Source organism: Ruminococcus sp. AF31-8BH, from assembly GCF_003460605.1.
Taxonomy (GTDB): Bacteria; Bacillota; Clostridia; order Lachnospirales; family Lachnospiraceae; genus Blautia_A; species Blautia_A acetigignens.
Map to the genome: position 1 here is coordinate 37,538 of NZ_QTVN01000007.1, position 14,147 is coordinate 51,684.

14 protein-coding genes are annotated in these 14,147 nt (G+C 44.6%); 11 read left to right on the forward strand and 3 right to left on the reverse strand.

Annotated elements, in window-relative coordinates; translation table 11 throughout:
- Window positions 1–4 precede the first annotated feature (4 nt).
- A complete protein-coding gene (locus DWZ38_RS10015; RefSeq protein ID WP_021926722.1) occupies window positions 5–259 on the forward strand; it encodes a putative efflux protein, MATE family in 255 nt (84 codons plus the stop codon).
- 3 nt (window positions 260–262) lie between these two features.
- On the opposite strand, the gene DWZ38_RS10020 is transcribed toward DWZ38_RS10015, so the two are convergent.
- Together DWZ38_RS10020 and DWZ38_RS22775 are read right to left on the reverse strand one after the other, a co-directional pair.
- The gene (locus tag DWZ38_RS10020; protein ID WP_243000228.1) at window positions 263–1,330 is read right to left on the reverse strand and encodes an MATE family efflux transporter; all 1,068 of its coding nucleotides are present in this window, start codon (window positions 1,328–1,330) and stop codon (window positions 263–265) included.
- A complete protein-coding gene (locus DWZ38_RS22775) occupies window positions 1,297–1,527 on the reverse strand; it encodes an MATE family efflux transporter (protein WP_021926724.1) in 231 nt (76 codons plus the stop codon). Before DWZ38_RS22775 ends, DWZ38_RS10020 begins: the two co-directional genes overlap by 34 nt.
- Window positions 1,528–1,692: 165 nt before the next feature.
- On the opposite strand from DWZ38_RS22775, the gene DWZ38_RS10025 reads away from it, so the two are divergent.
- Window positions 1,693–2,580 (forward strand): AraC family transcriptional regulator, encoded by an 888-nt coding sequence (locus tag DWZ38_RS10025; RefSeq protein ID WP_178105313.1) that lies wholly within the window; start codon window positions 1,693–1,695, stop codon window positions 2,578–2,580.
- A gap of 12 nt (window positions 2,581–2,592) precedes the next feature.
- Here DWZ38_RS10025 and DWZ38_RS10030 read toward each other — a convergent pair whose 3' ends face one another.
- On the reverse strand, window positions 2,593–3,126 hold the full coding sequence (locus tag DWZ38_RS10030) for a PadR family transcriptional regulator (protein WP_021926726.1): 534 nt from the start codon (window positions 3,124–3,126) through the stop codon (window positions 2,593–2,595).
- A gap of 253 nt (window positions 3,127–3,379) precedes the next feature.
- On the opposite strand from DWZ38_RS10030, the gene DWZ38_RS10035 reads away from it, so the two are divergent.
- The 9 genes from DWZ38_RS10035 to DWZ38_RS10075 all read left to right on the forward strand — a co-directional run bounded on the left by DWZ38_RS10035 (window position 3,380) and on the right by DWZ38_RS10075 (window position 13,847).
- Entirely contained in the window at window positions 3,380–4,612 is a 1,233-nt protein-coding gene (locus DWZ38_RS10035; RefSeq protein WP_117852352.1) for an OFA family MFS transporter, read from the forward strand.
- A 103-nt stretch (window positions 4,613–4,715) separates the two neighbouring features.
- Window positions 4,716–6,662, forward strand: a complete 1,947-nt coding sequence (locus DWZ38_RS10040) for an FAD-dependent oxidoreductase (protein ID WP_117852354.1) — start codon at window positions 4,716–4,718, stop codon at window positions 6,660–6,662.
- A gap of 84 nt (window positions 6,663–6,746) precedes the next feature.
- On the forward strand, window positions 6,747–7,028 hold the full coding sequence (locus DWZ38_RS10045) for a hypothetical protein (RefSeq protein ID WP_117852357.1): 282 nt from the start codon (window positions 6,747–6,749) through the stop codon (window positions 7,026–7,028).
- 85 nt (window positions 7,029–7,113) lie between these two features.
- Window positions 7,114–7,614: a GNAT family N-acetyltransferase gene (locus tag DWZ38_RS10050; protein WP_021926731.1), complete on the forward strand. Its 501-nt coding sequence runs from the start codon at window positions 7,114–7,116 to the stop codon at window positions 7,612–7,614.
- 42 nt (window positions 7,615–7,656) lie between these two features.
- Window positions 7,657–8,682 carry a LacI family DNA-binding transcriptional regulator gene (locus DWZ38_RS10055; RefSeq protein WP_117852359.1) on the forward strand — a complete coding sequence of 342 codons (1,026 nt, stop codon included), beginning with the start codon at window positions 7,657–7,659 and terminating at the stop codon, window positions 8,680–8,682.
- A 339-nt stretch (window positions 8,683–9,021) separates the two neighbouring features.
- Complete coding sequence (locus tag DWZ38_RS10060; protein ID WP_021926734.1) at window positions 9,022–10,296, forward strand: extracellular solute-binding protein; 1,275 nt, start codon at window positions 9,022–9,024, stop codon at window positions 10,294–10,296.
- A gap of 102 nt (window positions 10,297–10,398) precedes the next feature.
- Window positions 10,399–11,286, forward strand: a complete 888-nt coding sequence (locus DWZ38_RS10065) for a sugar ABC transporter permease (protein ID WP_117852361.1) — start codon at window positions 10,399–10,401, stop codon at window positions 11,284–11,286.
- The gene (locus tag DWZ38_RS10070) at window positions 11,283–12,125 is read left to right on the forward strand and encodes a carbohydrate ABC transporter permease (RefSeq protein ID WP_117852363.1); all 843 of its coding nucleotides are present in this window, start codon (window positions 11,283–11,285) and stop codon (window positions 12,123–12,125) included. Before DWZ38_RS10065 ends, DWZ38_RS10070 begins: the two co-directional genes overlap by 4 nt.
- Before the next feature lie 48 nt (window positions 12,126–12,173).
- Window positions 12,174–13,847 carry an alpha-glucosidase gene (locus DWZ38_RS10075; protein ID WP_117852366.1) on the forward strand — a complete coding sequence of 558 codons (1,674 nt, stop codon included), beginning with the start codon at window positions 12,174–12,176 and terminating at the stop codon, window positions 13,845–13,847.
- Window positions 13,848–14,147: the final 300 nt, after the last annotated feature.

A 14,147-nucleotide genomic window follows, 5' to 3' on the forward strand; every position in this document is an offset into this window, starting at 1 on the left:
CCATATGATCGGCCGTGCCATCAATGATGTGACCATCAATGGAATCTTCGGCGCAGGAGGAGATACCATGTTTGATATGTACAGCCTGGCAGTGTGCATGTGGTGCTTGGCCATTCCCCTGGCAGCCGCCGGAACCTACTACTTCCACTGGCCCGTTGTGGTAGTATACGCCTGCACCTGCATCGACGAGGTGGGCAAGCTCCCCTGGGTCCTCCATCATTTCCAGAAATACAAATGGGTGAAGGACCTGACACGCTGACTTTCAGCAAACCTGTTTTTTCATCATCCGGTAGTAGCAGGGAATCAGCAGTGCGCAGGCTCCGAACCATGCAAGGGGGCTGGCGATGCAGACGGAGAAATATCCAAGAACTGCAGAAAGTCCCAGTGTTGTTGCGATGCGCATAACAAGTTCGATCATACAGGCAGTAAATGGAGCCCAGCCATTTCCCATACTTTGTACAGATGCCCGGTAAATGGACAGTAATCCCAAAAGAAAGTAACAGGGAGCGACAAAGGTTAAGTACTGGTCTGAGTAGGAATAAATTTCTGCAGTTGGATTGGAAAGAAAAAGCTCTACAATAGGATGGCGCAGAAAAAGAATTCCAAGGCACATGATCAGATTCAGGGCTTCTGTCTGTATCAGGCATGCACGCACGCCCAGACGAATCCGTTTCTTATTGCCAGCACCAAAATTTTGTGATACATAAGCAGAAATTGCAGCGATCATGGCATTATTTACAAGCACGGATACCTGGTCTGCTTTGGAGGCAGCTGTGTATCCTGCAACTGCATAAGTTCCCAGGGAATTGACAACTGCCTGCATGGCAAGCTGCCCGATACACATAACAGACATTTGAAATCCCATCTGAAATCCAATTTTTAAATGGGAAAAAAGCGGACTTTTCAGCTGGTCGAAATTCTGTCGGCTGATATGCAAAACCTGATATTTTTTCAGCCCGACCAGCAGACAGAAGAATGCGGAAAGGAGCTGGGAAATAACAGTAGCCCAGGCTGCACCTGCAATGCCCATATGGAACGGAACAATAAAAAGCAGATCTAAAAAAATATTCAATATAGAAGAAAACACCAGAAAATACAGAGGCATATTGCTGTCTCCCAGGGCACGAAGCATATTGGAAATCAGGTTATAAAAGACGGTTGCACTGGTTCCAAGAAGAACAACAAACATATAGTCATAGGCCTCTTTGGAAATGTCTTCCGGTATTTTCATAATGGTTATAAGCTGGTGCGCCAGCAGGCAGCAGATCAAAGTCAGCAAAACAGAGAAGAAAATACTTAAGACAGCAGATGCTGCAATGCTTTTTCGCATACCACAAAGTAAATAATAATACTGGTGGAACCAACTGCTGCAAGTGAATTCGTGCCAAGTGTTTTTCCCACAATCACAGAATCTGCCAGCGTGTAAAACAGCTGGAATAGATTTCCGATAATAACAGGAGCCGCAAATTTCAGCAGACACCAAAATGGATTCTCGCTTGTTAAATCCTTTTTTTGCGAACGGTTCATAATAGCCTGCTGTTTCTTACATTTTTTCTGATACGTATTCGTACAATCACACTTCCATATGTGTAATCAAAACAATTTGTATTATATCATCAAAAAAAGAAAAAATATTGCATAATCTCACAATTATATAGTACAATATCACTATTGAAAAGGATGTGGGAATTTATGCAGAGTGTCAGCACCAATCTTAACCTTCAGGAAACAAGAAGACACGGCAGTCCTGACTTTCCCCTGGAATTTAATACAGATGATACACGGGATTATTACAAGAATGATATTAACTGGCATTGGCATGAGGAATTTGAACTGGTCTATATTATAGAAGGATGTGTTGCCTGTCATATTAATCAGAGTGTATATGAACTTCAGCCAGGGGAGGGTATTTTTATTAACAGCAGTGTGCTGCACCGTTTTACCTCGGAAAAATACGGGATTATAACGAATGTGATATTTCTGTCGGCTTTTCTGGCTGCCAAAGAGAGCCTTATTTACAGAAAATATGTGATGCCGCTGGAAAAGGCTGAGATGCCATGTATTGTGTTAAGAAAAGAAGAAGTATGGAAAAAGCAGATGTTGTCTCTTTTACAGGAACTGTTTTCTAACCTGAAAACTGCTGAATGGAATGAATTATCTATTCGAAATCAGCTAAGCGAAATATGGCTTCTTATGTTTTTACAGTTGAACAGCGAACAGCTTGCCCCGAAAATGGTCAATGGTTCCGCCCATTCCAGGAAAATGCTGCAGGCTATGATTCAGTACATCCAGATGCATTTTGAAAGGCCAATTACCCTTGCCGATATTGCAGGGGCAGCTAATATCAGCAAAAATACTGCTTTGCGTTATTTTCAGGAAAATATAGGAATTTCTCCAGTGGAATACCTGATGCAGTATCGTCTGAATAATGCCTGCAAAATGCTTCGGGAAACCTCTGAGAAAATAACTTACATTGCCAGATGTGCAGGATATGACAACGTAAGTTATTTTAACCGGATCTTTAAGAAATACGTGGGAAAAACTCCGTCCCAGTACCGGGCGGAACGAAGCAGGGAGTGAACATCGAGTTGCTTAGTTTAACAGACTAATGGATTTCTTCAGCCACTCAATCATCATTTCTTCCCGCATAATAGCGCCCATGAGTACCAGATAGTCGCCGAATTCATTGGAATCACTGTCTGGAACCTGGGAGAATTTCTGCTGGTTGTTCTGAAGGTGCTTCAGGCGGGCGGTGTGCCTGTAGACCTGTTCTTCCAGCATAAATTTCCGTTCTTCTTTGGGCAGGCAGCTGCAGAAAAAAATCTTCAGCCGGGAGATGTCCTTAGGGGTGGGCTGGGCCGGCGTTTCTGAGGAGAGCCAGGACATGAAATCTGTCCGTCCCTTTTCGGTAATATGGTACAGCTTTTTCTCCAGGCCATTGTCGGAGGCTTCCTGCCTGTAGGCAACGCAGCCTTCCTCTGTAAGCTTCTTCAGTTCCGGATAGATCTGGCTGTGCTTGGCAGACCAGAACTCGCACAATGCGGATTCAAACTGCTTCATCAGATCGTATCCGGTCATTTTTTTTTGATTTAAAAGGCCAAGAATGGCGTATTTTAATGTTCTCATATGATTTCTCTTTCGTATTTAGGGATTCAAACATGCTTTAGTTTTCAATGCGGCATATTCCATATCATAGCACACCAGCAGAATTTTCCAACTCTTTTTCCTCAATTTCTCAATATTCTACAAAAAATCCATGGAAATATTGTTAATAATTACATGTAATAATTTATATGTCTATATTTACATATAAAACAAAATGTGCTAAGATAAACTGGCTTTGATAGAAAAATAACAAACAGAGAAAAGGAGAGACAAGATGAACTTAACCAGAAAACGGTGGAGAACCTTAATCGCATGCTGTTTCATCAATTTATGCCTTGGGTCCATTTATGTATGGAGTGTATTCGCAGCTTCCATGGCTGAGTTCTTAAGCACCAGAAATGGTGTTGCCTTAACCACAGCGGATCTTGCAATTGTGTATACCATTGCCAATTCCGTAGGACCGATTACCATGATCACAGGAGGAAGCTTTAACGATAAGTTTGGCCCGAAGAAGGTGATTCTTACAGGCGGACTTATGGTTGGAATCGGAATGATCGCTTCCGGGTTTGCCACAAGCGTAGGAGCCCTGATCGTGACATACGGACTGATCTTCGGACTTGGACTTGGAATGACCTACGGTACAGCGGTCAGCACATGTATGAAATTTTTCCCGGATAAAAGAGGCCTGATCGGCGGAATCACCACCGCAATTTACGGACTTGGATCCGTTATCCTGCCGCCAATCGTAACAGAGATAGTAGCAGTGACAGATGCGGCCGCAGCTTTTAAAATCGTAGGCGTCGCATTCCTGATCATCATTTGCGGATGTTCCTTCTTTATGGAGCAGTGTCCGGCAGATTTTGTGCCAGATGGATGGACACCGCCGGCAGTGGCAGCAGGAAATAAAGCAGAGAACAAAAACTGGAAAGAAATGCTGAAAACTCCGGTATTCTACGTTATGCTTCTTCTGTTTACCTGCGGTGCATTCAGTGGAATGATGGTAATTTCACAGGCATCTGCAGTTGCTGCCAATATGGTGGGAATGACCGCTATTATGGCAAGTACAGCCGTTTCCGTTCTGGCTGTTTTCAATGCTGCAGGACGTATTCTGGCAGGACTTTTGTCTGACAGGATCGGAAGGATTAACACCCTGTCTGTGGCAAGCGTGCTTGGAATCATCGGTCTTTTACTTTTATATATGACTGGTCAGGGGGGATACGCTACATTCTACATTGGAATTGCAGGAATCGGCTTAAGCTTCGGTTCTTTCATGGGTGTATATCCTGGCTTTACAGCAGACCAGTTTGGAGCAAAGAATAACAGTGTAAACTATGGAATCATGTTTATCGGCCTTGCAGGTGCCGGATACTTCGGACCTTCTGCAATGAGAAAAATCTACATGGCAGAGGAAACCTACCATGGCGCATTTCTGGTTGCCTGTGCATTTGCAGCAGCCGGACTGGCGCTTACATTTGTGTACCGCTTTTTCGCAAAGAAAAAGGCGTGAAAAACACGAAATGAAAATATTGTTTAAATAATTGCATTATAAATAAAGAAACATATTGATTATATAAAAATTGTTATAAAAACACATAGAAAGGAACTTCACAATGGAAAGAAAATACCCGCATTTATGTCAGCCTATCACTTTAGGAAACGTAACCTTCCGCAACCGCATGTTTGCATCCCCGATCGGAGCAACCGATATTGACAAGGACTGCGTACCAGGCGAGAGAACCCGTGCCTTCTACGAGCTTCGTGCCAAAGGCGGAGCCGCAGCTGTAACCATGAGTGAGCTTGTAGTTCACCCGGAGACAGACGGTTCCCACATGCTTCATCTTGACCTTGCCACAGTTGGCTCCCTGGCTGCTTTCACCTTCACAGCAGATGCAATCAAGAGACACGGTGCAGTGCCAAGCGTGGAATTTTCCCATTCCGGCCAGTATGCAGGTACTTACATGGCAGATAAGAACAAAAAGCAGGGCCTGACCCAGTACGGACCAAGCGATGGCGTCCGTCCGGACGGAATGAAGGTAACTGCCCTTACCAAAGAGCAGATTGCAGACATTGTGAAGCGCTACGGCGAGACCGCCATTCTTGCAAAACGTGCAGGCTTTGAGATGATCATGATCCACGGCGGACACACCTGGCTTCTGAACCAGTTTATTTCCCCTTATTTCAACCACAGAACGGATGAGTACGGCGGAAGCTTCGAGAACAGAATGCGCTTCACCATCGAAGTGCTGAAGGAAGTGCGAAATGCAGTTGGCCCTATGTTCCCGATCGAGTTTCGTATGAGCGGTTCTGAACTGTTCGAGGGCGGTTATGACCTGGACGAGGGTGTTCGGATCGCACAGGCAGTGGAGCCTTATGTAGACCTAATCCATGTATCCGCAGGATCCTACCAGTTCGGATTTTTCAGAACTCATCCGTCTATGTTTGCAGAGCATGGCGTGAATGTGTACCTTGCAGAAGAAATCAAAAAGCACGTAAGCAAACCGGTTGCCACCATCGGTGCCTTAAATGATCCGGCACAGATGGAAGAGATCATTGCGTCCGGAAAAGCTGATGTGGTTTACATGGGACGTGCCCTTCTGGCAGATCCATACCTGCCCCAGAAGGTTGTGTCCGGAAATGATGACAAGATCGTGAAATGTCTGCGCTGCTTTGCATGTATGGCAGAAAGACCTACCACACAGACCAGAAGATGTACCGTCAACCCGCTGATCGGACGTGAGATTGAAGGTACAGAGGTACTTCCTGCAGCTGTGAAGAAGAAAGTGCTTGTAGTTGGCGGCGGCGTAGCCGGACTGAAGGCAGCTGTGACAGCAGCCCTTCGCGGTCACAGGGTTGTGCTTTGCGAGAAGAGCGACAAGGTGGGTGGAATTTTAAAGTGCGAGCAGGCGATTGATTTCAAGCAGGAAATGTACCAGCTTGGTCTTTCCCTGGAAGCACAGGCAAAAGAAGCTGGCGTTGAGATCCGCTGCAACACAGAGGTGACTCCGGAATATGCAGAGGCACAGAATGCAGATGTGATGATCCTGGCAGTTGGCTCCAATCCGATTGTTCCCCCGCTCAAAGGTATGGACCAAGACAACGTGGTTGTCGTTAACAACTATTACCTGGAAAAAGAAAAGGTAGGCGATTCCGTTGTAGTTCTTGGCGGCGGTCTGGCAGGCTGTGAAGCTGCCATCCACCTTGCACAGGAGGGCAAAAAGGTGCATCTGGTAGAGATGAGACCTGAGCTTGCACCGGACGCAAACATCCGCCACCGTCCGATCCTGATGCAGATGATCGACAAGTATGTGGAAGCACATACCTGTTACCAGGGAATGGAAGTGACACCGGACGGCGTACTTTGCAAGGACGCAGATGGAAATGAGGTTTTGATACCTGGAAAATCCGTAATCTGCGCAGTTGGCCAGAGAGCCAACCGTGATGCAGTAAATACACTTCGAAATTGTGCACCTGTGGTACGCGAGATTGGAGACTGTGTCCGCCCAAGCAACATCACAAACGCAATTTACATGGGATATCACGCAGGTCTTGATGCGTAAAAATATGGAAAATGGAAAAGGCGTTCGCTTATGCGGGCGCCTTTCTTTGGTCTGCACTGTTGGAAATTGACACAGGACAGTGGGATGCCTTATAATGAAAAGAACAAAAGTTTTGCGGCACGCCTGTGCCTTAGCTATTCGGAGGTGCCATATACCAACAAAATTGTATTTATTGCAGCAATTTTTATATTCGGAATTCTTGCTGTGGGCAATACAGTGGTGAAAAATAAGCGGTGGCTGGTTCATGCTTCCGCATATCTTTTCATGGCCTTTTATCTTGGTGTTGGAATTTTGGCTTCTGTGGGAGAAGGCAGTGTGCAGGAGCGCACCCAGAAACATATGTTTTGCCGTGGACGCTGTGTCTGACGGTGCATCGGCTGTGGAGATTCCAAAGCTTCTGAATATGCTGGGAAAAATTCTGGGATAAAATAGAAAGAGGGGTATAAAGAAAATGACAGAGAAATTTGAATTTAGAAATATTCGTCCAGATGAGGCAGAACAGGCAGTGGAAATCGAGCAGATCTGTTTTCCTCCCAACGAAGCCTGCTCTCCCAAAAGCATGAGAGAGCGTACCGAGCATGCATCTGAGACATTCCTGGTGGCAGTAGATAAGGCAACTGGTAAAATTGCGGGATTTTTAAACGGCGTCGCAACAGATGAAGAAGTGTTCCGCGATGAATTTTTTACGGACATCACCCTTCATGATCCAAAAGGAAAAAACATTATGCTCCTTGGCCTTGATGTGCTCCCGGAGTACCGTCACCAGGGTCTTGCCCGTGAGATCATGACCCACTACGCAGCCCGTGAGCAGGCCAAAGGCCGCAAATGCCTGTACCTCACCTGCCTGGACCAGAAGGTGGAAATGTACAAAAAAATGGGCTACACCGACGATGGCATCTCCGGTTCCGTCTGGGGAGGCGAAGAGTGGCACGATATGAGCCGTAAGCTTTAATTTGGGAAGATTCCATTTTCCAGGGAAAGGAGCGGCACACCTATGATTCGTCTTCAGGATATTGCAGATATGGCTGGGGTCAGCAGAACCACAGTATCGAATGTAATTAATGGAAATACGAAACGGGTTTCTCAGGAAACCATTGATAAAATAACGGCAATCCTTAAAGAGCAGAATTACGTTCCACATATGGGCTCTGTGATGCTGTCCGGTCATGGTTCCAGGATCATCGGGGTTGTGGTTGGCTTTAACCAGGCACACGGAATGCAGCCCTTGCAGGATTCCTTTGTAGGGGAGCTGGTGGGAACCATCCAGAACGAAGCGGAAGCGAAGGGCTACTATATCATGCTCATCGGCGGGGAAAATATTCAGCATGTGGTAGACATTGCTTCCAGATGGAATGTGGAAGGCCTGATTATCCTGGGTTACAATGACGAGAAATACAGGCAGCTGTCCCGGAAGCTGAACAAGAAAATGGTTCTCATCGATACCTATCCTGCCGGTGAATATTTTTTCCAGAATGTAGGTGTAGATGATTATTCCGGCGGCTATCAGATTGGAAATTATCTGTATTCCTGTGGCTACGACAAGGCAATTTTTATAGCAGAAACGGATATTGACAGTGATTACAGCCGTTGGATGGGCTTCAAACAGGCCATGGAACAGGATGGGAAGTTCTGCAGCCGTACACGTCTTGTGATAGTATCCTATGAGAAAAAAAAGCGGCTTCAAAAATACAGTGAGCTTCTGCCCCGCTTTCTTGAAGTAAAAGCACTGGCTTTTTCTTCAGATTATGATGCCATTGAGGCAATGAACTTCTTTTTGGATCAGGGAATTAAAATTCCGGATCAAATTTCCATTACAGGCTATGATGACAGCATTTACGCGCAAATGGTGCGCCCCAAGCTGACCACGGTTCATCAGGACGTCAGCCAGAAAGCACATCTGGCCTTAAGCCGTCTGCTTCGGATGGCAGCAGGCGAACAGCTAAAGGAAATGAATGTGAAAAGCCCGGTGCATCTTGTGAGAAGAGAATCTGTAAAAGAAAAAAATAGACCTCTTATTTGAATAACAGCCCAGCTGCTCTATGTGCAGATCTGGGCTGTTATTGCGTTATGAGCAGTTCGTACTTTGTTTTTCTGCATGAAATTTCCTTTAACGGGGAAAAATCTGACAGTAAGCTGCAATGCTTCGTCTGCCGCCATTCCTGGTTTTGTCATATATGCACAAAAACAATAAAGGAACTTTGTCAGTTATTTAAGTTTCTCGAGAAACCTGTTGATTTTACTGCAATCACGCGATATGATAGAGCCACCAAAAGGGAAGCAGGACAGACGTGTTCAGGAAATGCTTTCACAAAAACAAATGCTGCGCAGCCTTCATAAAGGAAAAATGGAGGAATAAAAAATGAATAAGAAAATCGTTTGCACATTGATGGTTGGTACCTTACTGGCAGGTATGCTTACAGGCTGTGGAGGCTCCTCTGAAGGCGGCTCTTCAGCAAAAGGCTCCAAAGGAACAGAGCTGGAGCTTTTCTCTACCAAGGCAGAAAACAAAGACATTCTTCAGAAGCTGGTGGACAAATTTAACGAGACACATGAGGACGTGACAATCAAGATCACAGCTCCGGCAGATGCAGGAACTGTATTGAAAACCAGAATGGCGAAGAACGATATGCCGGACATTGTTGCAATGGGCGGTGATAATAACTACACAGAAGTGGAAAGCGCAGGAATGCTGGTAGACTTAAGTGGTGAGGATTACATTTCCACAGTTCAGGAATCCTACCTGCAGATGGTTTATGATGTAAACAAGGACAAAGAAGAAAAAGCATACGGCGTTCCATATGCAACAAATGCTTCCGGTGTCATTTACAATGTAGACAAGTTTGAAGAATACGGTATTGAAATTCCAAAAACCTGGGACGAATTCATCGCTGTGATCGAGAAGCTTCAGGATGCAGGAGAGCAGCCGCTTCTTATGACCTACAAGGATGCATGGACCAGCCTGTGCCCATGGAACAGTATGGCACCGGACCTTGCACCGACTACATTTAATGATGACCGTAAAGCAGGCAAGACTACATTTGTGGGAACTCACGAAGAAATCGTAGAGAAATACCTGAAGCTTCTTGACTATGCACAGGACGACTTCATGGGACTTACCTATGACGATGGAAATAAAGCATTTGCAAACGGCGAAGCAGCTATGATCGTCAACGGTAACTGGGCAATCAACCAGTATCTGAATTCCAATTCAGACCTGAAGGTTAATATGTTTGCATTCCCGGCATCTAATGACGAAGCACAGAATTATGTGACCTCCGGTGTTGATGTACTCCTGGGCGTATGCAAGGACAGTGCAAACGAAGAGATGGCAAAGGAATTTGTATCCTTTATGCTGGAACCGGAAAATGCAAAAATGTATATTGAAGATCAGTTTGCTTTCTCCGCTGTAAAAGGCGTGGAGCAGGAAAATGAAACCGTTGCAGGTGTAAAAGAAGACATTGCAAACGGCAAGGTTGCCAACTTCCCGGATCACTACTATCCATCAGGCTTTGATCTTTCCGCTCTGATTTCCGAAATGTGCTTGAACTACACAAACGGAATGGACAATGAGGAAAATATGAACCAGTTCCTTGCACAGTGCGACGAGAAATATGATATTGCAAATGTAGATTAATCTGCTGATTAAAGCAAGAGAAGCCCTCTTTAGCCTCTGCCGGATAAATATATAAATCTGGCAGAGGCTGAAGAAATCTGATATAGATGAGGAGAGGATCTCATGAAGAAAAAAACATCACGGAAAAGACCGGCGGTAAACCGGATCTACTACATCTACGTAGGAATCCTTGCAGTTCTGTTTTTTACATTCCATACAATACCATTTCTGAAGGGTGTTATGTACAGCTTTACAGACTGGAGAGGCTACGGAGACTGGAACTTTGTAGGACTTCGGAATTATATCCACATGTTTTCCGATGCAGATACCGGAAATGCATATTTATTTACATTTAAGTTTGCAGTGATCACGACTATCCTGGTCAACGTAATCAGCCTGATTCTTGCCTGTGCCTTAAATGCAAAAATCAAATTTAAAAATACCATCAAAGCATTCTACTTCCTTCCATACATGCTTGGAAGTCTGATTGTTGGATTTATTTTTAACTATATTTTCGCAAATCTCATTCCTCAGCTGGGAAAAGGACTTGGCATCAAGGCCTTAAGCGTAAATATTCTTGGAACCAACAATGCCATCTGGGGCATCATTGCCGTATCCCTCTGGATCGGATGTGCATTTAATACATTGATTTATATTGCAGGACTTCAGTCTATTGATACAGATGTGTATGAAGCAGCTGACCTGGATGGTGCAACCGGGTTCCGTCGATTCAGCAAGATTACCTTCCCCCTTCTGGCTCCGTCCTTTACTATCAACATGGTTCTTTCTGCAAAAGGCTATCTGATGGTTTATGACCAGATCATGGCCATGACAGAAGGAGGTCCTGGAACCAGCACTACCTCTATTGCCGTGTTAATTTATAAGAAAGGCTTTGGCGGCGGACAGTTTGCTTACCAGTCTGCCAATGCTGTTATGCTTTTTATAGTAGTTGTGCTGATTTCTGTATTCCAGCTGCGTGTACTTGAGAAGAGGGAGGAAAAATTAGGATGAAACACAATACAGTAAAAGTAAAAGAGCATTATAACTGGCCTGTTACGATTCTTCTGATCATTGGAATCGTAGTCGTCATTCTCCTGCCTCTTTATATGGCACTTATGATTGCCATCAAAGACCCATCTGATATGAATAATATTCTGGCACTTCCGAAGAAAATCCGTCTTCAGAACTTTGTGGATGCATGGGTAATGACAGATTTCCCCAGAAAGTTTTTTAACACTGCATTTATCACTGTGATCAACCTGATTTTCACCCTGATCACAAACTCCTTTGCAGCTTATGCAATTACAAGAAACCGTAAGAAGAGCAAATTCTTCTCCCTTATGTATTACTACTTTATCAGTGCCATGTTTATTCCCTTCCAGGTAATTATGCTGCCATTGGTTGTACAGGCAAATACCTTCCACCTGGATAATATTTTCGGAATCACTTTCCTGTATATTATTTTTGGTCTTCCTATGAATACCTTCCTGTATACAGGTGCTGTAAAAGCCATTCCGGAGGCACTGGACGAAGCTGCAATGATTGATGGCGCAAACCCCATCCAGATTTTCAGCAGAATTATTTTTCCGGTATTAAAACCAACCACTGCAACGGTAGCGATTCTTTCCTTTATGTGGACCTGGAACGACTTCACTATGCCGCTGGTGCTTTTAAGTGATGAGAGCCAGCAGACCCTGCAGCTTGCACAGTATGTGTTCAAGAAACAGTTTTCCGTAGATTACAATCTGGCATTTGCCTCCTATCTGCTTGTACTGCTTCCTGTACTGATCGTGTACATCTTCTGCCAGAAATGGATCATGAATGGCGTTGTTGCCGGAGCAGTGAAATAATCATCGTATGTGAATGCTGAAAAATAAGACAGAAAGGAATTGCTTTGTATGAAAAAAAACTGGTGGAAAGAAAGCGTTGTATATCAGATTTATCCCAAAAGCTTTAACGACAGCAACGGGGACGGAATCGGAGATATCAACGGAATTATAGAAAAACTGGATTACTTGAAAGAGCTTGGCGTTAATGTTTTGTGGATTTCCCCTATGCTGGAGTCTCCTCAGGATGACAATGGATACGACATTTCCGATTACCGCAGGATTTACAAGGACTACGGAACTATGGAAGACTATGAAAAGCTTCTTGAGGAAGCGCACAGGCGTGAGATCAAGGTGCTGATGGATCTGGTGGTAAACCATACCTCTGATGAGCACCAGTGGTTCCTGGAAAGCAAAAAGTCCAAAGACAATCCATACCGGGACTACTACATCTGGAAAAATCCGGTAAACGGAAAAGAGCCTAACAACTGGGGCGGTTGTTTTGGAGGTTCTGCATGGGAATATGATGATGAGACACAGATGTATTATCTTCACCTTTTTTCCAAAAAACAGCCTGACCTGAACTGGGAAAACGAAAAGGTCCGTCAGGAAGTTTATGACATGATGAAATTCTGGTGCGACAAGGGAATCGACGGCTTCCGCATGGACGTGATCAGCATGATTTCCAAGGACCAGTCCTTCCCGGATGGAAAGGTTGGCAGCGGTCTTTATGGAGATTTCGGCCCGTACTGTGTTCATGGACCAAAGGTTCACGAATTCCTTAAGGAAATGAACCGTGAAGTTCTTTCTAAATATGATATCATGACAGTTGGGGAAACATCCGGTGTCACCATAGAAGAGGCACAGAAATATGCAGGAGAAAACAGCGGTGAGCTGAACATGGTTTTCCAGTTCGAGCATGTGGAGGACGCTTCCCAGCATGCGGAGTTTGGCAAATGGACTACAGCCAGATATGATTTTAAGGCATTTAAAAAGACCATGATCAAGTGGCAGGAGCAGCTTCAGGGAAAAGCATGGAACAGTCTGTTTCTTGGAAACCATGACCAGCCCCGAAGCGTATCCAGATTCGGAAATGACAATCCTGCCTATAGAGAAATCTCTGCGAAAATGCTGGCAACCTGTCTGCATATGATGCAGGGTACCCCTTATGTATATCAGGGGGAAGAGCTTGGAATGACCAATGTCTATTTCGATAAGCTTGAAGATTACCGCGACATAGAGAGCATTCAGTATTACACAGAGCTGACAGATTCCGGACTTATGAATCCGGATTACATGATGAAATGTCTCATGCTCAGAAGCCGTGACAATGCCAGAACTCCTATGCAGTGGAATGATTCTGAGCAGGCCGGATTTACCAAGGGTCAGCCCTGGATCAAGGTAAATCCTAATTATAAAGAGATCAATGCAAAAAGCCAGCTGGCAGATCCGGATTCCATTTTCCACTATTATCAGAAGCTGATCCGCATTCGTAAGGAAAAGGATATTGTGGTATATGGCGAGTTTGAGCCGCTGTACCGTGAGGACGACCAGATTTTTGCATATATAAGAAGGCTTGGGGAGGAAAGACTTCTTACTGTCTGCAATTTCAGTGAGCATCCGGCAGAAATGGAAATTCCGGAGGAATTTACCAATGCCAGATGCCTGATCTCAAATCTTGAAAGAAAGAGCTTTGAGGGAAAAATTGTGCTGAAGCCTTATGAGGCATTTGTACTTTATAAATAAAGCAAGCTCTGGAGCGTGTTTGAAAAAGATTTTCTGCAAGATGTGCGTCACACTTTGCGGGAATGGTTTTTAAACACGCTCCATTGTTGTATTCATCAATAAATATTTGTTATTGACAGTTTATTTTCTGCATGATATGATAAATTAGATTTTGGAAGACGAAGATACAGAGTAACAGACAGAGTCTTTTCAAAGCAATTGTTTTGGACCACCCGATCAGGGTTAAGGCCATACGGACAGCCGGGTCCACTGCCGATTATGGTAACTTTGGTTACCTTATTGATTGAGTTAAAAGCTCAA